The 19,559-nt window shown below is 64.3% G+C and carries 14 protein-coding genes and 1 tRNA gene; 3 read left to right on the top strand and 12 right to left on the bottom strand.

The window, feature by feature from the left end; all coding sequences use genetic code 11:
* Positions 1–20 precede the first annotated feature (20 nt).
* The 5 genes from V6Z91_RS15325 to V6Z91_RS15305 form a co-directional block, all read right to left on the bottom strand.
* Positions 21–1,007: an EpsD family peptidyl-prolyl cis-trans isomerase gene (locus tag V6Z91_RS15325; protein WP_338758394.1), complete on the bottom strand. Its 987-nt coding sequence runs from the start codon at positions 1,005–1,007 to the stop codon at positions 21–23.
* Positions 1,008–1,155: 148 nt separating this feature from the next.
* The gene (locus V6Z91_RS15320) at positions 1,156–2,538 is read right to left on the bottom strand and encodes an undecaprenyl-phosphate glucose phosphotransferase (RefSeq protein WP_338758393.1); all 1,383 of its coding nucleotides are present in this window, start codon (positions 2,536–2,538) and stop codon (positions 1,156–1,158) included.
* A gap of 16 nt (positions 2,539–2,554) precedes the next feature.
* On the bottom strand, positions 2,555–3,733 hold the full coding sequence (gene epsL / locus V6Z91_RS15315; RefSeq protein ID WP_338758392.1) for an XrtB/PEP-CTERM-associated polysaccharide biosynthesis outer membrane protein EpsL: 1,179 nt from the start codon (positions 3,731–3,733) through the stop codon (positions 2,555–2,557).
* Between the two features lie 58 nt (positions 3,734–3,791).
* Positions 3,792–4,526, bottom strand: coding sequence for a CAAX prenyl protease-related protein (locus V6Z91_RS15310; RefSeq protein WP_338758391.1), 735 nt, complete (start codon positions 4,524–4,526; stop codon positions 3,792–3,794).
* Positions 4,527–4,697: 171 nt separating this feature from the next.
* Positions 4,698–6,611 (bottom strand): ATP-binding cassette domain-containing protein, encoded by a 1,914-nt coding sequence (locus V6Z91_RS15305; protein WP_338758390.1) that lies wholly within the window; start codon positions 6,609–6,611, stop codon positions 4,698–4,700.
* Positions 6,612–6,709: 98 nt separating this feature from the next.
* On the opposite strand from V6Z91_RS15305, the gene V6Z91_RS15300 reads away from it, so the two are divergent.
* Positions 6,710–6,784, top strand: a tRNA-Arg gene (locus tag V6Z91_RS15300).
* A gap of 258 nt (positions 6,785–7,042) precedes the next feature.
* Here V6Z91_RS15300 and V6Z91_RS15295 read toward each other — a convergent pair.
* A complete protein-coding gene (locus V6Z91_RS15295; RefSeq protein ID WP_338758389.1) occupies positions 7,043–8,326 on the bottom strand; it encodes an acyltransferase in 1,284 nt (427 codons plus the stop codon).
* A gap of 1,102 nt (positions 8,327–9,428) precedes the next feature.
* Here V6Z91_RS15295 and V6Z91_RS15290 point away from each other — a divergent pair.
* The gene (locus V6Z91_RS15290; protein WP_338758388.1) at positions 9,429–10,391 is read left to right on the top strand and encodes a glycosyltransferase family 2 protein; all 963 of its coding nucleotides are present in this window, start codon (positions 9,429–9,431) and stop codon (positions 10,389–10,391) included.
* A gap of 241 nt (positions 10,392–10,632) precedes the next feature.
* On the top strand, positions 10,633–12,621 hold the full coding sequence (locus V6Z91_RS15285) for a GtrA family protein (protein ID WP_338758386.1): 1,989 nt from the start codon (positions 10,633–10,635) through the stop codon (positions 12,619–12,621).
* 33 nt (positions 12,622–12,654) lie between these two features.
* Here the strand turns inward: V6Z91_RS15285 and V6Z91_RS15280 are convergent, their stop codons facing one another.
* Genes V6Z91_RS15280 through V6Z91_RS15255 form a run of 6 tightly spaced genes read right to left on the bottom strand, consistent with a single transcriptional unit; the run spans position 12,655 to position 19,521 of the window.
* Complete coding sequence (locus V6Z91_RS15280; RefSeq protein WP_338758385.1) at positions 12,655–13,065, bottom strand: RidA family protein; 411 nt, start codon at positions 13,063–13,065, stop codon at positions 12,655–12,657.
* Positions 13,066–13,067: 2 nt separating this feature from the next.
* Positions 13,068–14,234, bottom strand: a complete 1,167-nt coding sequence (locus V6Z91_RS15275) for an acyl-CoA dehydrogenase family protein (protein WP_338758384.1) — start codon at positions 14,232–14,234, stop codon at positions 13,068–13,070.
* 1 nt (position 14,235) lies between these two features.
* Positions 14,236–15,090, bottom strand: coding sequence for an enoyl-CoA hydratase family protein (locus V6Z91_RS15270; RefSeq protein WP_338758383.1), 855 nt, complete (start codon positions 15,088–15,090; stop codon positions 14,236–14,238).
* Positions 15,087–15,587: a MarR family transcriptional regulator gene (locus V6Z91_RS15265; protein ID WP_338758382.1), complete on the bottom strand. Its 501-nt coding sequence runs from the start codon at positions 15,585–15,587 to the stop codon at positions 15,087–15,089. Before V6Z91_RS15265 ends, V6Z91_RS15270 begins: the two co-directional genes overlap by 4 nt.
* Positions 15,584–17,908 (bottom strand): bifunctional salicylyl-CoA 5-hydroxylase/oxidoreductase, encoded by a 2,325-nt coding sequence (locus tag V6Z91_RS15260; protein ID WP_338758381.1) that lies wholly within the window; start codon positions 17,906–17,908, stop codon positions 15,584–15,586. The genes V6Z91_RS15265 and V6Z91_RS15260 overlap by 4 nt, the downstream gene beginning before the upstream one ends.
* Positions 17,905–19,521: a benzoate-CoA ligase family protein gene (locus V6Z91_RS15255; protein ID WP_338758380.1), complete on the bottom strand. Its 1,617-nt coding sequence runs from the start codon at positions 19,519–19,521 to the stop codon at positions 17,905–17,907. Before V6Z91_RS15255 ends, V6Z91_RS15260 begins: the two co-directional genes overlap by 4 nt.
* Positions 19,522–19,559 lie beyond the last annotated feature (38 nt).

The following is a 19,559-nucleotide window of genomic DNA, read 5'->3' as shown; positions in this document are numbered from 1 at the left end:
TTCTCGTCAGTTAACGTTGGTTATTTCAATCCGGCGACGCCACGGTCGTGCGCGCCCTCGCCACCCTCGCCTGCCGGCTTGCCCGTTGCCGGGGTTTCACCGTTCAGGTACTCGATCTTTGCCGACGAGCGCAGGCGCTTGATTTCGGCATCGGCCGCTTCCTTGCTCTTCTTGTTGGCCAGGAACTGTTCGATCTGGGGCGCCGCGACTTCGAGCGTCAGCGGTGCATCCTTGACTTCGGCGATCGTCATCAAGAGGCTGCGGTCACCCTCGCGGATGATGAACATCTGGCCTGGCGTCATGGTCAGCAGCTTCGAGGAAAGCTGCGGCGGAAGATCGGTGGTGCTGCGCACGAGTTGGGCCCGAGCAAACTTCACCTGCTTGGAAGCGAGCCAGGCGGCCACTTCTTCCAGCGATTTCGAGCTGTCGATGACCTTCTTCACCTCGTCGGTGACCGCCGACGTCGGCACGACCAACTGGCGCAGGTCGAACTGCTTGCGCTGCGCAAAGAACTGCGGGTTCTGGTTGTAGTACGCTTCGACTTCGGTACGTTCGGGCTTGGCCGGCTGGCCGATACGGCGTTGCAGGTAAGCCTGGGCGAGCAGCGTCGCCTTGGCGCGCTCGATCGACTGCACGACCTTCGGATCGCGGTCCAGCTTTTCCTTGGTTGCCTCGGTCACCAGCAGCTGGCGGTCGATCAGCGCTTCGAGCAGGCGTTTCCGGCTTGCTTCCTGCTGGGCGACCTGCGGATTCACACGGCTGAGCTCATCGTTCAGTTGCAGCACGGTGATCTCTTCACCATTCACGCTGGCCAGGGCCTGGCCCGGCTTCTTTTCGGCAGTCTTGTCGCCGCAGGCGCTCAACGAAACGGCAGCGATCACGATGCCAGCGACGGGCAGCAGCCGGAACGAGCGAGACCGCAGAGTGGCCCACGGGCGATCAAAGTCGAAAGGTTTCAATTTTACTCCTGAGTACGTGTTAGAAGTGTCGCGGGCAGGCTTGTCCACGCTACAGATATTTGCAAAAGTTATCACATTAGAACCTCTATGGCAACAAACTTCCATCCCGCGTGCGGCCGCCGAGGCAAACGTTCTTAATAGTAATTTTACAATGTTTGCATGCGCAACTCTTAGACCTGGCTTAGCAACAAGGACTTTAATAGGCGTTCTGTCGCGCAAACACTACCTTGACCGTCTTGACAATGATCCAGAGGTCCAGCCAGAACGACCAGTTGCGCAGGTAGTCCAGGTCATAGCGGATGCGCGCTTCCATCTTGTCCAGGGTTTCGGTTTCGCCACGGAAGCCATTGACCTGCGCCCATCCGGTAATGCCCGGCTTTGCCTTGTGGCGCAGCATGTACCCCTTGATCAGCTTGCGGTATTGCTCGTTGTGGGCAACCGCGTGCGGCCGCGGACCGACGATGCTCATCCTGCCCTGGATGACATTGAAGAACTGCGGCAATTCGTCGAGCGAAGTCTTGCGCAGGAACGCTCCGACCTTGGTCAGGCGCTGGTCGTTCTTGCGTGCCTGGACCACCGCGGCACCATCCTCCACCACGGTCATCGAGCGGAACTTGTACACGATGATTTCTTCGCCATAGAGGCCGTAGCGGCGCTGCCGGAAGATGACCGGTCCCGGCGAGGTAAGCTTCACGGCCAGGGCGATGACGAGCATCACCGGCAACAGCATGATCTGGATGATGGTCGCAATCACGATATCGCTGATCCGCTTGATCAAGCTGTTGAAGCCCGTGAACGGCGACTCGCAAACGGCGATGACGGGCATGCCGCCGACATTGTCGAAGCGGGCCTGCATCAGGTCGAATACGTAGATGTCCGGCAGGAAGTAGACCGATGCGGTCGTGTCCTGCAATTCGTCGAGCAGGCGGCGGATGCGCGGCTGGGCTGAAATCGGCTGGCTGACGAAGATCATCTTGATGTTGTTCTCCCGCACGAATGCGGCAACGTCGCACATCTTGCCGAGGATCGGATGCTGCAGCTCCTCCGGGCGCCGCTCCGCTGCCCGGTCGTCGAAGAAGCCGCGCACCTGCATGAACAGGTTCGGGTAGCGTTCGATGGTGCGGGCGAACTTGATGCCCACGTCGTTGGCGCCGACGATCAGCACCGAGCGAATGTCGTTCGGGCGGCCCGGATCGAGGCCGAACTTGCGCGCGGCGAGGTGGCTGATCAGGATGAGGACAGGCGTGGCGATGAACCAGGTCAGCACCACTTTCTCGTCGTAGTGATACGACAGGCCGCTGACCGAGCCCAGCGCGAGCAGGATCAGCGCCGTCGCGACCCAGCCAACCACCGTATCGCGCACGAAGGCAAGCATCCTGCCGCTGCGCCAGGTGCGGTACGGATCGACATATTGGTATACCGCCGAGGAGATGAAGAAGGCCAGTATCATCAGTACCAGCGAATACCCGGTGAAAGGCTCGCCGAACAGCATGGACGCACCGTACAGGGTGCCCATGATAATCAGGGGATCCAGTACGCGCTGGAAGAAGGCAATCAGAGGAATGTCATTGATGGTCATTGCTGCTACCGGTATGTCAGAACTGCAGGGTCACGTTGGCCGCGACCCCCTTGGCTTTGTAATCGGAAGTGCCGATGATCGGATTCCCTGAGCGGCGATCGGCAAAGCCCGACAAGCTCAACTGGACAGAACGGATCGGGGCATACGTCAGGCCGACCGTGGCACCACGGATCCGGTCGCTCAAATCATCGCTGGCCAGCGTCGAGCCCGCGAGACGCTCGAATTCGCGCGTCTCGCGCCGCACCGATGCGTTCGCCTGCACCTTGGCCGAGATACTCCATGTCGCCGCCAGGCTGCCCCCGCTGTTGAGGCTGTTATTCACCACCGAGCTCTCCACCGCGGCAAACTCGCGCCACGCGGCACCGGTGAACTTGAGCTTGCCGGTCGGCGCCCAGGCGACCGTGATCCGGCCATTCGCCCCGCTGCTGTCGCGCGCGGTGAATGCATCGTGGCGGCGGCGTGCGTAGCCGGCCAGCACCTGCACTTGCGTGACCCCGGTAGGCGTCCACAAGATATTTGCCTTCAGTTCGTCTTGCTTGTAGTCGTCCTGCAACAGAACGCCGTTGACGTTGCGGGCATTGCGGTAGCTCCCCTCGAACTGGCGGGCCACGAGGCCGATCCGGTCCCCGCTGGGCGCCAGGTAATCGACCCCGAGCTCGGCAAGCGTGGTCTCGCGGTTGTTGCCGCGCTGGACGGACAGCTCATAGGTGTAGCGGGAACGCTCGGCCCCGGTGCGCACGCGCCAGCGCGGATGGAACCGCCACCCGCCCGACACGTATTCGCGCCGCTGCGTGCGCAGGTTCCGCTCGTCGGAGTGGTAATCGGTGAAGGGCGTCAGCGTCTGCTCATAGGTCGCCCCCAGTGTCCCATCGAAATAGTTACCGACTCGCCAGGCCCACTCGGCCTTGAAGTCCTTGCCGTTGTAGTCGAGCTGGTCGTAATGGTCGAACGTCACGCGGGTGACCTTGGCGGTGGCGGTGAAGTTCTGCCGCCCGACAGGGCGGTCGATCTGCACCCCCGCCAGCGCCTGCGTCATGCGGTCGGAACGCTGCTCGACGCCGACGGCCTGATCCGGCAGACGCAGGAGGTTATCGTCGTACGTATAGCCGACGGAGACGAACGGATGAATGGTCTGGCTGATCTGAGCAACGGCGCCATTGCTGTACATCAGCGCGGCACATGCCAATGGCAGCAAGCGAAATTTTGTATGCATCGGTGCAGTGACTATCTAATTTATTACTCAAATTACAATATTACCAGTACGCCCAGTTTTCCGTGAGCACAATCCAGCCTCCCAGCAAACCGTTGGTGACAGCGTGCGCCAGGATCGGTGACCAGAGGTTGCCGCTACGGATGTAGAGCGCGCCATAAGCGATGCCTGCAACAATGCCAGCCAGCCAGAGGGTGTGCTCGATACCGAACAGCACCGCGGTGACGCAAAAAGCAAACAGCCGCACACTGCCGGGCGAAACCGTCAGGAAAGTGCTGCGCTCCAGCCAGCGCATGAGGAAGGAGCGCCAGAACAGCTCCTCCATGACCGGCACGACTAGCGCGGCACCGGCGATCCGGCAGGCTACCAGCAGCCAGTCGATCCGGCCGTCCGCGCCGAATGGCGCGTAACCCGCCGCACTGCCGACCTGCATCCATGGCGCGTCGAGGTTGACCCACAGGACCAGTACGACGATGCCCGTGACGATCGCCTCGATCCAATGGCGTGCCGCCATGCCCTGCCAGGCCAGTTCGCGGTAGCTCGAACGATAGACCCACAGCGCCGCGCAAACTGCCAGAATCTTGACCGGATAGAGCCACAGCTGGTCCGCCGCTTCCCAACCGGCCCGTGCCAGCAGGTCCGCCACGACGATGAACGCCATGTAGATACCGAATGGGACGATACGCGGCAGGGAATCGGGATTGAAGAAGCCGTGGCCGCGTACTGGCCCTGCCGATGTGGCCGGTTGGTTGCTGTTCTTGGGAGTGTCCGGTTGCATCGCAATCCCCGTCTCGTGGTCGTAAGTGGCCGCTCCCAACGGGCCATATTTGTAGATTTTACAATAAATCAGCTCAGGCGTTGCAGATTTCGTGCACTGTAGTAACGATTAGAGGAGCGCTGATGCCTGCACGGAGGCGATCCTGACCGCGCAATCGCGCGCTCCCGGTGCTCAGTTCGCCGAGCGCTCCTCCAGTTCCTGCCAGCGTTCCAATGCAGCCATCAGCTCGCTTTCGATCGTCCCGATACGCTCGTGCACGCGGCGCGACTCGGCCGGCGTCTTGCGGTAGAACTCCGGATCGGCCAGCGTGGCATTCAGGTCCGCCTGCTCCGCCTCCAGGGCAGCGATCACGTCCGGCAAGCCGTCCAGTTCGCGCTGCTCCTTGAAGCTCAGCTTCTTCGGCCTGGCGGCCGCCGGCGCCGCAACCGACGGCGCCTGGTCCTGTTTCGGCTGGCGCGCCTCGGCCTTCGCGGGGCGCGGCGCCGCGACCGTGGCGCGCACGCGCTCCCAGTCGGTGTACCCACCCACGTACTCGCGCCATTGCCCCTCGCCTTCGGCCACGATCACCTGCGTCACGACATTGTCGAGGAACATGCGGTCATGGCTGACGAGAAAGACCGTACCGGTGTAATCCTCGAGCAATTCCTCCAGCAGTTCGAGGGTATCGATATCGAGGTCGTTGGTCGGCTCGTCCAGCACCAGCACATTGGCCGGTTTGGCAAACAGCCGGGCAAGCAGCAGGCGGTTCCGCTCGCCGCCCGACAGCGTCCGCACCGGCGAGCGCGCACGCTCGGGAGCAAACAGGAAATCGGACAGGTAGCTCATCACATGCTTCTTCTGCCCGTTGATTTCCACCCACTCGCTGCCTGGCGAAATGGTGTCGGCAAGGCTGGCTTCCTCGTTCAGCTGCGAGCGCATCTGGTCGAAGTACGCCACCTGCAGGCGGGTGCCCTGCTTTACGGTGCCGGCATCGGGCGCTTCCTCGCCGAGGATCAGTTTCAGCAGCGTCGACTTGCCGGCGCCGTTCGGGCCGATCAGGCCGATCTTGTCACCGCGCATGATCGTCGCGGAAAAGTCCCGCACGATCACCTTGTCGCCATACTGCTTGGTGATGCCGTCCAGTTCCGCGACGATCTTGCCCGAGCGCTCGCCGGATGCCACTTCCAGCCGCACCTGCCCCTGCTGGTCGCGCCGGGCGGCGCGCTCGACGCGCAAACGCTCCAGGCGGCGCACGCGCCCCTCGTTGCGGGTACGCCGCGCTTCGACGCCCTTGCGGATCCACACCTCTTCCTGGGCGAGCACCTTGTCGAACTTCGCGTTCTCCACCGCCTCGACTGCCAGTTGCTCGGCCTTGCGCACCTGGTAGGTGCTGAAGTTGCCGGGGTAGGACATCAGCACCCCGCGGTCGAGCTCGACGATCCGCGTGGCGACGTTATCGAGGAAGGAACGGTCGTGCGTGATGAACAGCACGCTGCCGCGGAAATCGCGCAGCAGGCCCTCGAGCCATTGGATCGAGGTGAAGTCCAGATGGTTGGTGGGCTCGTCGAGCAGCAGCACGTCAGGCCCCGCCACCAGCGCACGCGCCAGCGCGACACGCTTCTGCATGCCGCCCGACAGCGTCTTCATCTGCGCATCCGGTCCCAGGCTCAGGCGGTCGAGCGTCTGCTCGACCTTGTTGGCGACGCCCCAGCCGTCGCCGGCATCCAGGCGCACCTGCACCTCGTGCATGCGGGCCATCAGCGCATCGTCGTCGCCCGAACCCAGCCGGCCGGCCAGCGCGTTGTATTCCTTCAGCAACGCGGGCATGTCGCCCAGCCCTTCGGCCACGGCATCGAACACCGACATGTCAGGTTCGAATTGCGGCTCCTGTTCCACATAGGTGATGCGCAGGCCCTGCTGCATGACGAGCAGGCCATCGTCGAGCTTTTGCCGGCCGGCGATGATCTTCAGAAGCGAAGACTTGCCGGTGCCGTTGCGGCCGATCAGGCCGACCCGTTCGCCGGCTTCGAGGGAAAATTCTGCGTGGTCGAGAAGCGCGTGGTGGCCGAATGCCAGTTGCGCGGAAGAGAGGGAGATGACTGCCATGGCTGATATCGAAGCGTGAATTGGGCATTGTACCGACTGGCAGCAGGGAATACTAACTTTTGCACCACAGTCGGCTATAATTGCGCTCGCCTTGCGTCCTCCCCGTAGCACAATGGATAGTGCACATGCCTCCTAAGCGTGGGATACTGGTTCGATTCCAGTCGGGGGGACCATCCCCTTCGTCGCACGCCGCGTTCCGCGCCCAGCCCATGCGGGCCACTTCCCTTCAGATCGATTCGTCATTGGCAGGTTAACCCCAGGCACGGCTCCGCCCATACCGGTTGCACGGCGCGGCGGCGAAGACGATACGACAGCAATCGGCACGCACCCCGCCTCCCGCCCTATTCGATGAAGCCAAGGTAATTGGGCGACAAGCGAGGGGCGCCGCTATCGAGCGGCCACCCTCGCTTGCGCACCGCGCCTGCGCGGCGTTAGTGCAGCGGCCCTGCCCGCGAAGCCTTCGGCGCCTCCACGGGCGCCGCGCTGGAGGCGAACATCCGGTTCCTGATCTTCCCCTGGATGGGGACGACGAAGCGCTCCTGCACGAGCACGCAGATCACCGTCAGCACGACCAGGTACACCCAGTAGCATTCCAGCCCCTGGTCGATCTGCTTGCCGGTCGCGATGATGGCGGACATGCTCCAGTCCGGGCTGTGGATCAGCGCCTTGACGAATTTCTCGGCGGCGCGAAACACTGGGAACAGGGGTACGTGGAGCAGGAACATCGGCAACGAGGCGGAGCCCAGGCGGGCGCCCCAGTACTGGACGCCCTTGCCCGGGTTCGTCTTCAGGCAGACGCACAGCCACAGGATTGCCAGGCTGGCGGGGTAATACAGCCCATTCTTGATGAGGTGCGCCTCGCTTTCCAGGTACTGGAGTTCCGTCGCCAGGATCAGCGTCGCGACCGTCGTTGCCGCCGCAATGAAGAACTGGAACGGCGAACCTGCATTCCGGGCGCGCGCGAAGGCGACACACAGCACCATCCCCGCGATGAACAGGGGCAGCCGCATGACCGGATTGCGGTGCAATATCCCGGCCGTGACGACATCGTCCAGGTGGAGCAGGTCCGCGATCGCCCCCGGCAACGCGAATGCAATGCCCAGGAAAACGAGCGCCGCGACCGGCCGTTTCATTTCGTAGATGCGGAGCGCGATGAAGGGAAAGATCAGGTAGTAACACGCCAGGGCCGACAGCGACCAGGCGGGACCATTGAAAAGCAGGTAGAAGGGATTCCAGGCGCTCAGCAACGCGGCGTTCAGGAAGAAGCCGCCGACCAGCTCGCCGGACCCGAGCGCCCGCACCGCGGCTCCCTGCACTTCGGTCGGCACCTTGATTTCGCCACGCACGAGGATCGCATGCGCCACCGGAATGATGCCCAGCAGGAGGGTCGCGATGTGCAACGGATACAGGGTGGAAAACCGGGCCACCCAGAACTTGCGCTTGTCGACCGCCCGCCCACCCTTGACGACCACATACGCATGCATCAGCAAGAAGCCCGACAGCACGAAGAACACGCTCGTCGCCAGATTGCCCAGGCCCAGCGAAGCCTGGATCCATGTATCCCTGATTGCATCGTAGTTATCTTTCAGCGTGTGGAAAAGAACCAGGTAGATGGCAAGAACGAAGCGAAGCCAGTTCAGGGCCCAAAAACCCTTTTCCTTGTCCTGGGTTCTTTCACCTGCCGTACGATCAGGAGCGCGAGTTACGGTTGTCATATATGGATAATGATCGAAGACTGAGCAAGGGAGTATCCGCGGGATACTGGAAGAAGGAATTCGCAACAAACCACGTGCCAGAGGCCGACCGGCCTCGAAACGCAACATCCCAGGCAATGGGAGTCAGACTGAATCAAACGGCCCGCGAACGGATCGAAGAATGCACTGGATTACATGACCTTGTTGAACCGAACGGATCGGACAATTTCACCGACTGCCTTGCCAACTTTGGATTACAGGCGCCAGCTACAGCTCCGTCGAAGCGACGACCAGAGCGAGTCTGCATGAAGACGAATGTCGAGTTACGCGAATAGTGATTTTATTATAAGTTGTCTGCAAACCACAAGCGCGAGCTGCTTGCGTCTTCGGCGGCGCGATGCCGTGCTCTGCCGCTCCCTATGGAGATGGCACGTGGGCAACTACCAGCAAGCACCTGTCACGGAGCCGCGCCGCTGATGAATGCGGCGCCCGCGCCTTCCTGGGCCTGCATCCCTGGTGGACGCCAGTCCTGAATCCGCGGCCCCCTCTGCCGCCCGGAACGGCTGCGTGCCGAGGTGCGGGAGCCCGCGCCGAGGGGCCCGCTGGCACGAGCGGCCAGTCGTGCTGGCTGGTTGCCGCACTTTAATTAGTCTTATCAAGTCAACAGCGTTCAACCGCGCACGCACCGCGCGGAAACTTGCAATTTTGGAAAACCATGGTAAAGTTGCGATTGCAAAGATTACTGCGCGCCAATCGCCATCTACGAGGTACATCGAACACTCAAAGTCCTTGCAGTCGAGAGTGGTGCTATCCAACACGGGTCCGTTCGGAAGCCCGCCGAAGCCAGAGTGACCATTGTAACCCGGAGTTACGAAATCACCGTTATTCTCTGACAATGCTGAACCTGGGTTAGTTCTCACCTTGCGCACGTCGATAGCTGTTCGCAACACATCATTTCCGCGATATCAAACATTCGACCGAGGCCGGATCGTTTGACTCGCTCAAAAAACTAGTTGAAGGTAAATAAATGCAAGATCTGGATCTTAGCGAAAAATCTCCTCTCCGACGGGACTTGCCGAATACGCTGCAGATCGTTGTGCCTTGTTATAACGAAGAGGCGGTATTGGCAGAGTCTTCCCGCCAGTTCGAGAACTTGCTGCTGCGACTGATTCAACTAGGGAAAATAGCGCCGGCCAGCCAGGTCGTGTTCGTCGACGATGGCAGCCGGGACAAGACGTGGGCACTGATCGAGGAAGAGTCCGAAAAACGAGCCCACGTGGCCGGCATCAAGCTCTCGCGCAACCGCGGGCACCAGAACGCGGTGCTGGCCGGGCTGCTGTGGAGCAGCGCCGACATCGTCATCACGATCGACGCGGATTTACAGGACGATATCAACGTTATCGAGACGATGGTCGACAAGTACCTGCAAGGCAATGAAATCGTGTATGGCGTGCGCAACGACCGTTCCAGCGACTCCATGTTCAAGCGGAACAGTGCCGTGTTCTTCTACAAGCTGCTGGCGTGGTTCGGTGTCGACCTCATCCATAACCATGCCGATTTCAGGCTGATGAGCCGCCGGATCATCGATGCCCTGCGCGAATACAAGGAAGTCAATCTTTATCTGCGTGGCATCGTGCCGCTGATCGGTTTCAAGGCCACCACGGTCGAGTACGTGCGCAAGGAGCGCTTCGCCGGCGAGACGAAATATCCGCTGAAAAAGATGCTCAAGCTGGCTGGCGAGGCAATCACGTCGTTCTCCACGGTACCCCTGCAGATGATCACGATGCTGGGCTTCATTGTGTTCGCGCTATCGCTGCTGGTCGGCGCATGGGTAATCTGGACAGCACTCTTCACGGACCGCGCAGTCCCGGGCTGGGCGTCGACCGTATTCCCGTTGACGCTGCTTGGCGGCATTCAGCTGCTGTGCCTCGGCGTCATCGGCGCCTACATGGGTAAAATCTATGGCGAGACGAAATCGCGGCCGCGCTACTTCATCGAGCGCACCGTCACGTCGTCGCCCGGGCAGGACGTCGGCAGGACCACGCGGGCGTCCAGGGTACCCGACGGCGAATGCTCCAGCCTGTAGAAAAACAATGCTTCCAGCAGGCCGGTCCGGCCTGCCAGTCTCACCGCAGCAATCGGCCCTGGTCATGACGGCCTTGGTAATGACGGCCCAGTAACGACGGCCGCAGCAATTACGAACGCAGCAATTACGAACGCAGCAAATACGAATTAATTACACCGTCACGGCATGGAAGGGGGTGGCAAGCTCTTGCCCCGAACACGCCGCCGTGGTTTCTCTAGTCAAACGATCAGTTCGAACACCGATGAATATCGCCGCCGCTTCACTCAACAGGCTTTTCACGCTCACGCTCGGCAAATTCCTGACCGTCGGGGTCTTGAACACCGCCCTCACAATGGTGGTCATCTTTGTGTCGAAGGCCTGGTTCGGTCTTGCAGACGTGCCGGCAAATGCCCTCGGCTATGTCATCGGCATGGTTTGCAGTTTCGTGCTGAACAAGACCTGGACATTCTCCCACCGCGGCGACACTGTGCAGGCGGCGATCCGGTTCGTGCTGGTGGCGGGGGTGGCATATCTCGTCAACCTGCTCGTGTTGCAGCTGCTCCTGGGCCTGGGCTTGAATCCCTATGCTTGCCATATCGTGGCGATGCCGTTCTACACCCTGGTGTTCTACCTGGGCTCGAAGGCGATCGTGTTCGCACAGTTCAACAGGGACAAGGCTGGCGAGGTCTCCTCGCCGATTCTCCCCCAGGAGGCTGGCCAGGGCCGCGGCCTGGAAGGGGTCAGCGGTGCCGCCCAGCGGATGAGCCCGCGCGATCTCTTCCTGTTCGCCATGGCGATCGGCGTGTCGGCCCTCGTCTTTTTCTATCGCATCACCGATGCCACGCTCGAGGTGTGGGATGAAGCGCGGCTGGCGAACAACGCGCTTGAAATGTCGAGAACCGGCCTGTCGCTCATCACGACCTACGACTGGGTCCCCGATCATTGGAACACCAAGCCGCCATTGCTGATCTGGCTGATGGCCCTGTCGATGAAGCTGTTTGGCCTGAACGAGTTCAGCGTGCGCCTGCCGTCCGTGCTGGCCTCCATTGCAACCGTCGCGCTCGTCTACTGGTTCGTGAACTCGCAACTCCGGCGCCCGGTACACGCATTCTTCGCGGTCATCATCCTCCTTGCTTCCCCCGGCTATGTACTGGTGCACGGCGCGCGCAGCGGCAACTACGATGCACTGCTGACCCTGCTGACCACCGCGTATGTCCTCGCCGCCTTCGTGTTCCTCGAAGGCGATGCCCGCTCCAGGAAATCCTGGTTCGCGGTGACGATGATCGCCATCGTGCTGGCGTTCTATACGAAGACGATCCAGGGGTTCATCTTCATGCCGGCGATATTCCTCTATGCGCTGTTTGCGCGCAGGCTCGTTCCGGTATTGCGCGCCCCTTATTTCTACGTGGGTTGCATCCTGGCCGCCGGCGCATGCATCGCCTATTACTGGTTCAGGAACGAGATCGATCCCGGCTATTTTGCCGCGGTGCAGGCAAACGACCTCGGCGGGCGTTATGCGAATGCGCTGGAGGGCCATCACGGCGGACCGCTGTGGTATGTCATGCGTATCAAGTATTTCCCCTGGCTGATCCCAAGCTTCTGCATGGCAGCGTACCTGCTGTTCCGGCGCTCCACGGAGCTGAAGCGCCTGATCGCCTTCCTCACCACCTGCTCGCTCTTCTACCTCTTCGTCATTTCGTCGGCGAGCACGAAGCTGGCATGGTACGCGATGCCGCTGGTGCCGCTTTACGCGATCATCTGCGCACTCGGCATCGGTGAACTCGTCGGCAAGTTCAACGTCCGTGCCCTGGCCACGAGAAATGCGCCGCTCCTGCTGCTGTGCGTTGCCGTCTCGGCAGCCGTGTTCACGGCCAATGCGGCCCTGATCCACCGCTCGATCGCGAAGAAGGAGAGAAACCCTTACGACCAGCACAGCTTCGCCTTGCGCTCGCTGGTCAATACCGACCGCGAAATCGGCTCGCTGGTCGTGGTGCATCCCGGCTACCCGGTAGCTCCAGGCTTCCCTTACTATGTCGCGCCAACCTTGTTCTACGCGCATGCCCTGACGGTGAGCGGCATCCCGACCACGATCACCCAGCATGCTCCCGCGCCCGCCAAGGATGTGACATTGCTGACCTGCGAAAAGCAGGCTGCCGCCGAGGCAGGTATGGTCCGGATTCCCCTGGCGAGCGGCAAGAACTGCGCCCTGCTGGTTCCTGGCCCGCAAGCGGCAGTCGCGGCAGGCAATTAAGTCCAGGGTCGGCCCGCCGGCCGCGCGGCCCCGTCAGCCGCGGCCGGCGGGTTCCTCCGGCAGCACCGCGGTGATCTCGATCTCGACCCGGGCGCGCGCCTCGATCAGCGCCGTCACCGCCACCGCCGTCATGGCCGGATAGTGTTCACCGATCACCTCGCGATACGCCTGCCCGAGCCGCTTGCCCGCGGCCAGGTATTCCTCCCGGTCGACGACGTACCATGTCATCCGCACGATATGCCCAGGTCGCGCTCCCGCCTCGGCCAACACCTGCACGGCGTTGAGCAAGGCCTGGCGCGCCTGGCTCACGAAGTCGTCGCTTTCGAACACCCCATCGGCATTCCACCCCACCATGCCGCTGACGAACACCATGCGTCCACTCGCGGCAATACCGTTCGCGTATCCCTTGGGCCGGGGCCAGCCGGGCGGCTGCAAGATTTCCATCGTTACTCCTTTGCCGCGCGCAACAGCTCGCGCGCGATGATCAGCTGCTGCACTTCGGTGGCCCCCTCGTAGATGCGCAACGCGCGGATTTCCCGGTACAGCCGCTCCACCATCGCGCCGCTGGCCACGCCCTGTCCGCCGAACATCTGCACGGCCGCGTCGATGACCTGTTGCGCCGTTTCGGTCGCCGTCATCTTCGCCATCGCCGCCTCCTTCGTCACCTTCGATCCCGCGTCGCGCAGCCAGGCCGCGCGGTAAGTGAGCAGCGCGGCGGCGTCGATGCCGGTCGCCATTTGCGCCAGCTTCGCCTGCGTCAGCTGGAAGTCCGCCAGCACGCCGCCGAACATGCCGCGCGAGGTGGCACGCTCCAGCGCCTCGTCAAGTGCGCGTCGCGCGAAGCCGAGCGCCGCCGCGGCCACCGAGGTGCGAAACACGTCCAGCGTGGCCATCGCCACCTTGAAGCCCTGCCCCGCCTCGCCGATCAGGGCCGCGGCCGGAATGCGGCAAGCGTCGAAGCGCAGGCGGGCCAGCGGGTGCGGCGCGATCACGTGCAGCCGCTCGGCGATCGACAGTCCTGGCGCATCGGCATCGACGACGAAGGCGCTGATGCCGCGCGCGCCGGGCGCCTCGCCGGTACGGGCGAACACCACGTAGAAATCCGCGATGCCGCCGTTGGAAATCCAGGTCTTTTCGCCGTCGAGCACGTAGTGATCGCCATCACGCACCGCCGCGCAGGCCATCGCCGCCACGTCCGACCCCGCCTGCGGCTCGGAGAGCGCAAAGGCCGCGATGGCCGCGCCGCGCGCCACGCGCGGCAGGTAAGCCTCTTTTTGCGCCGCGCTGCCGAACAGGCTGATGGCGCCGGCGCCGAGCCCCTGCATGGCGAACGCGAAATCGGCCAGGCCTTCGTGCCGCGCCAGCGTCTCGCGGATCAGGCAGAGCGCGCGGGTATCGAGCGCGTCGCCGGCACCGCCGTATTGCGTGCCGCCCACGGCGTGCCGCAGCCAGCCGGCATCGCCCAGCAGCATCACCAGCGCGCGGCAGGCGTTGTCGACATCGTGGTCGTGCGCATCGGCGAGGTACTGCGCCGCCCAGGCATCGAGCTCGTGCTCGAGGTCGCGATGGCGCTGCTCGAGGAAGGGCCAGTCCAGGTATGCCTTGTCCGCCACGTCAGTCTCCTTCGAATTGCGGCTTTTGCTTCGCCACGAAGGCGTGATACGCGCGATGGAAATCGTTGGTCGCCATGCAGATCGCCTGCGCCTGCGCCTCCGCCTCGATCGCCTCGTCCACGCCCATGTTCCATTCCTGCTGCAGCATCTTCTTTGTCATGGCGTGGGCGAACGTGGGGCCGTCCGCCAGGCCGCGAGCCAACCCGAGCGCGGCCCCTGCCAGCGCCTCGGGTTCGTGCAGGGCATTGAAGAATCCCCAGCGCTCGCCTTCCGCGCCCGACATGGAGCGGCCCGTGTACAGCAGCTCGGCGGCCCGGCCCTGGCCGATCACGCGCGGCAGCAGCGCGCAGGCGCCCATGTCGCAGCCGGCCAGGCCGACGCGCGTGAACAGGAAGGCGGTCTTGCTGCGCGCGGTCCCGTAGCGGATATCCGACGCCAGCGCCAGCATCGCGCCCGCGCCGGCGCACACGCCGTCCACCGCCGCGATCACCGGCTGCGGGCAGGCGCGCATCGCCTTCACCACGTCACCCGTCATGCGCGTAAACGCCAGCAGTCCCGGCATGTCCAGCTGCGTCAGCGGCCCGATGATGTCGTGCACGTCGCCACCCGAACAGAAATTCCCGCCGGCCCCGGCGATCACGATGGCCTTCACGTCGTCGGCATGCGCCAGCGCGCGAAACAGGTCGCGCAATTCGGCGTACGAGTCGAACGTGAGCGGGTTCTTGCGCTCGGGCCGGTCCAGCGTGACGGTGGCCACACCCGCTTCGACGGCGAACAGGAAGTGCCGCGCCGCGTGACCGGCCAGCGGCGTGCGGTGGCCGGGCAGCGCGTGCGGCCGCCCTTGCAGGTATTTCATGGTTTCTCCTTGCGGGCTTCGAGATGCCCTTTCATGCGCGACAGCAGTTCCAGCAGCCGCGCCTTGTCTTCCGTGGGCATGTCGCCCAGCAGTTCGATCACCCATTGTTCGTGCTCACGCGCCATCGCCGCGAACGCGCGCCGGCCGGCCGCCGTGAGCTTCACGCTGAAGGCGCGGCCGTCGCGCGGGTCGGGCACGCGCACCACGAGCCTCTCGCGCTCGAGCTGGTTGGCGATGCCGGTGACGTTGCCGCCGGTGACCATCATGCGCTTGCCCAGCTCGCCCATGCGCATGCCTTCCGGACAGCGTTCCAGCTGGGCCATCAGGTCGAAGCGCGGCAGCGTGACATCGAAACGCTCGCGCAGCCGGGCGCGGATCTCGTCCTCGATGCGCACCGTGCACGAGAGCATGCGCAGCCACAGCTTCAGCGACTGGTGATCATCCTCGGTCAGGCGGCTGGCCAGGTCCAGCACCTGTGGGCGGGCGCCGTCGTTCAAGCCCGCTCCCGCGCCAGGTTGCGTGCCAGCTCGCGTTCCAGCTGGCTCTTCCCGGCCAGGTACTGTACCGGCCACGGCATCGCACGGTAACCGATGCGTGCCGCCTCCGCCAGCGTCCAGGCCGGATTGGCCAGGTGCGGCCGCCCCACCGCGCACAGGTCGGCGCGGCCGGCGGCAATGATGCCGTTGGCATGATCGGCTTCGTAGATCGAACCGACGGCGATGGCCGCGATGCCGGCCTCGTTGCGCACGCGGTCGGCGAACGGCGCCTGGTACATGCGGCCGTACACGGGCTGCTCGTGCTTGCTGACCTGGCCGGACGAACAGTCGATCATGTCGGCGCCCTCCGCCTTGAACAGGCGCGCGATGCGCACCGCGTCGTCCGGCGTGATGCCGCCCTCCACCCAGTCGTGCGCGGAAATGCGCACGCTCATCGGCTTGTGCGCCGGCCAGGCGGCGCGCATTGCCGCAAACACGCGCAACGGGAAACGGCAGCGGTTCTCCAGGCTGCCGCCATACTCGTCGGTACGCCGGTTCGTCAGCGGCGAGATGAACGACGACAGCAGGTAGCCGTGCGCGCAGTGCAGCTCGAGCCAGTCGAAGCCCGCCGCGTCGGCCGCCAGCGTGGCGCGCACGAAGTCAGCCGCGATGCGCAGCAGGTCTTCCGGCGTGGCCTCGCGCGCCACCTGCGACACGCCTTCCAGGTATTGCTGCGGCGAGGCCGACAGCAGCGGCCAGTTACCCTCTTCCAGCGGCTGGTCGATGCCCTCCCACATCGCGCGCGTCGAGCCCTTGGCGCCGGCATGGCCCAGCTGGATGCCGATCTTCGCATCGCTGGTCGCATGCACCGTGGCGACGATGCGTTGCCATGCCTGCGTGTGTTCCGGCGCATACAGGCCGGGACAGTGAGGCGTGATCCGCGCATCGGCGGAAACGCATGTCATCTCCGCCATCACCAGCGCCGCGCCGCCAACTGCCCGCGCCCCGAGGTGCAGCAGGTGCCAGTCCCCCACGGTGCCGTCCACGGCACTGTACTGTGCCATCGGCGACACGACGATGCGGTTCTTCAGCACGAGATCGCGCACCTTCAGGGGCGTGAACATCGGCGGAATGGCGCAGTCGGCGGGCGCCGGCAGGCCGGCCTCGGCGAAGGCCCGCCGCGCGAACCAGCGCTCGTAGTCGGCGACGTAATCGCGGTCGCGCAGGCGCAGGTTTTCATGGGAAAGCCGCTGGCTGCGCGCCAGCATCGCATAGGCGAACTGCGGCGCGTCCAGCGCGGCGTAGCGCGCCACGTTCTCGAACCACTCCATCGAATTGCGCGCCGCGCTTTGCAGCTTGAGCACCTCGATGGAACGCTCCGCCTCATAGGCGGCCAGCGCCCCATTCAAGCCGCCGGAGGCACCGAGGCAGCGGACCAGCGCGATGGCATCCTCCAGCGCCAGCTTAGTACCGGAACCGATGGAGAAGTGCGCCGAGTGCGCGGCGTCGCCCATCAGCACGACCGGTACCGCGCCGTTCCCGTGCACCCACCGTTCGCACACGATGCGCGGAAAGCGGATCCACATGCTTGATCCGCGCAGGTGGGCCGCGTTCGACATCAGCGGGTGCCCTTCGAGCCGGTCGGCGAACAGCCGCTCGCAGAACGCGATCGATTCCTGCTGCGTCATGTCTTCCAGGCCGGCGGCGCGCCACACGGTCTCCGGTGTCTCCACGATGAACGTTGAGGTCCCTTCCTCGAACTGGTAGATATGGGCCTGGAACCAGCCGTGTTCCGTTTCGCGGAAATTGAAGGTGAACGCGTCGAATTGTTTTGTCGTGCCCAGCCACACGAAGCGGCACTGGCGCGCCTCCACCTGTGGCAGGAACGTCTCCGCGTAGCGGCTGCGCACGCGGCTGTTCAAGCCGTCGGCCGCGATCACCAGGTCGGCCCCGTAGCGCGCGGCCAGCTCGCGGTCGTCGGTCACCTCGGTGTCGAACACGAGTTCCACGCCCAGTTCCTCGCAGCGCCGCTGCAGGATGTTCAACAGCCGCTTGCGGCCGATCCCGGCGAAACCGTGGCCGCCGGAGCGCACCCGCTGGCCCCGGTAAAACACCTCGATATCGTCCCAGTGGTTGAACGCGGCGAGGATCTCGCGCGCTGTCGGCTCGTCCGCCGCGCGCAGGTTGTCCAGCGTCTGGTCGGAGAACACGACGCCCCAGCCGAACGTGTCATAGGGCCGGTTGCGCTCGACGACCACGATGCGGTGGGCCGGCGAAGCCTTCTTCAGCAGCAGCGCGCTGTACAGGCCGGCCGGGCCGCCGCCGATGCACAGCACGTTCATGGCTGGCGCAGCCGGAAGCGCTGCAGCTTGCCGGTTTCCGTGCGCGGCAGCGACGTGGCGAACACCACGCGGCGCGGATACTTGTACGGCGCGATCTCGCCCTTGACGAATTCCTGCAGCTCGGCCGCCAGTCCCTGTCCCGCCTCGTAACCCGGCCGCAGCACCACGTGCGCTTCCACGAGCTGCCCACGTTCGGCGTCTTCGCGGCCGACGACGCCGCACTCGGCCACGGCCGGGTGGCGCAGCAGCGCGTCTTCCACTTCCGGGCCGGCGATGTTGTAGCCGGCGGATACGATCATGTCGTCGGTGCGCGAGCGGTAGTAAAAATAGCCGTCGGCATCCGTTTCATAGGCGTCGCCGGTGAGGTTCCAGCCGTTGCACACATAATCCTTCTGCCGCGGATCGGCCAGGTAGCGGCACCCGGTCGGTCCCTTGACGGCCAGCCGGCCCACCACGCCCGGCCCGACCGGCTGGCCTTGCGCGTCGAGCACGCAGGCCCGGTAGCCCGGCACCGGCTTGCCGGTGGCGCCCGGCCGCACCTCGGCGCCAGCCGCCGAGATGAAGATGTGCAGCATCTCGGTCGAGCCGATGCCGTCGATCATGGCCAGGCCCGTGGCGCGCTGCCACGCTTCGCGCGTGGCGACCGGCAGCGCTTCCCCCGCCGACACGGTTTCGCGCAAACTCGACAGGTCGTACCGGTCGGCCAGCGCCGCCATCTGCCGGTACGAGGTGGGCGCGGTGAAGCACACGGTCGCCCGGTAACGCGCGATCGCCGCCAGCAGCGTTTCCGGCGTGAGCCTTTCCAGCAGTACGGAAGAGGCGCCTACGCGCAGCGGGAACAGCAACAGGCCGCCGAGCCCGAATGTGAAGGCCAGCGGCGGCGTGCCGATGAACACGTCCGATGGACGGGTGTGCAGCGTGTGCCGCGGGAAGCAGTCGCAGATGGCAAGCACGTCGCGGTGGAAGTGCATCGTCCCCTTCGGTACGCCAGTGGTGCCGGAGGTGAAGCTGATCAGGCACACGTCGTCCGCCGCCGTGTCGCAGGCCGTGAAGGCGCCCGGCGCCTGCGCCATCAACGCTTCGAGTCCGTCTGGCGCATCGGTGCCGAAATAGCGCACCTGAGGCAAGTCCGGCACGGCGTCGAGGTCGGCGCGCAGCGAGGCGGCGCACAGCACGGCATCCACCTTCGCCTTGGCGGCGATCGTCGCCAGTTCGCGCGTGCGCAGCAGCGGCATGGTGGGCACGGCGACCAGTCCAGCCTTCAGCACGGCCAGGATGGCGGCGGCCATCAGCGGCGTATTGGTGCCGCGCAGCAGCACGCGGTTGCCCGGCACGAGGCCCATCGGCCCGCGCAACACGTGGGCGATGCGGTCGACGCGCTCCTGCAATTGCACGTAGCTCCAGCGCTCGTGCTCGTCATACAGCGCCGTGCGCCCGCCCTGCCCGGCCGCCACATGGCGGTCCAGCAGCTCGGCAACGCAGTTGATCCTGGGCGGGTAGTGCAACTCGGGCAATTCGAACAGGAGTTCGGGCCAGAGTTCCGGGGGCGGCAGGTGGGCCCGCGCGAACGGATCGACGTGCGCGCTGCCGCTGCCTTGCGTGGAGTGGTCCATGATCGCCTTGTGGTTGATGGTTGGACTGGCCACTTACT

The sequence above is a fragment of the Massilia sp. METH4 genome (assembly GCF_037094685.1).
Classification (GTDB): domain Bacteria; phylum Pseudomonadota; class Gammaproteobacteria; order Burkholderiales; family Burkholderiaceae_D; genus Rugamonas.
This window is presented reverse-complemented; position numbering and strand designations above follow the sequence as displayed.

Excerpts from the sequence above, each read along its gene's own strand:
- V6Z91_RS15320 (WP_338758393.1), bottom strand. The coding sequence starts at position 2,538 with ATGACCATCAATGACATTCCTCTGATTGCCTTCTTCCAGCGCGTACTG.
- V6Z91_RS15310 (WP_338758391.1), bottom strand. The coding sequence starts at position 4,526 with ATGCAACCGGACACTCCCAAGAACAGCAACCAACCGGCCACATCGGCA.
- V6Z91_RS15305 (WP_338758390.1), bottom strand. The coding sequence starts at position 6,611 with ATGGCAGTCATCTCCCTCTCTTCCGCGCAACTGGCATTCGGCCACCAC.
- V6Z91_RS15295 (WP_338758389.1), bottom strand. The coding sequence starts at position 8,326 with ATGACAACCGTAACTCGCGCTCCTGATCGTACGGCAGGTGAAAGAACC.
- V6Z91_RS15285 (WP_338758386.1), top strand. The coding sequence starts at position 10,633 with ATGAATATCGCCGCCGCTTCACTCAACAGGCTTTTCACGCTCACGCTC.
- V6Z91_RS15280 (WP_338758385.1), bottom strand. The coding sequence starts at position 13,065 with ATGGAAATCTTGCAGCCGCCCGGCTGGCCCCGGCCCAAGGGATACGCG.
- V6Z91_RS15270 (WP_338758383.1), bottom strand. The coding sequence starts at position 15,090 with ATGAAATACCTGCAAGGGCGGCCGCACGCGCTGCCCGGCCACCGCACG.
- V6Z91_RS15260 (WP_338758381.1), bottom strand. The coding sequence starts at position 17,908 with ATGAACGTGCTGTGCATCGGCGGCGGCCCGGCCGGCCTGTACAGCGCG.
- V6Z91_RS15255 (WP_338758380.1), bottom strand. The coding sequence starts at position 19,521 with ATGGACCACTCCACGCAAGGCAGCGGCAGCGCGCACGTCGATCCGTTC.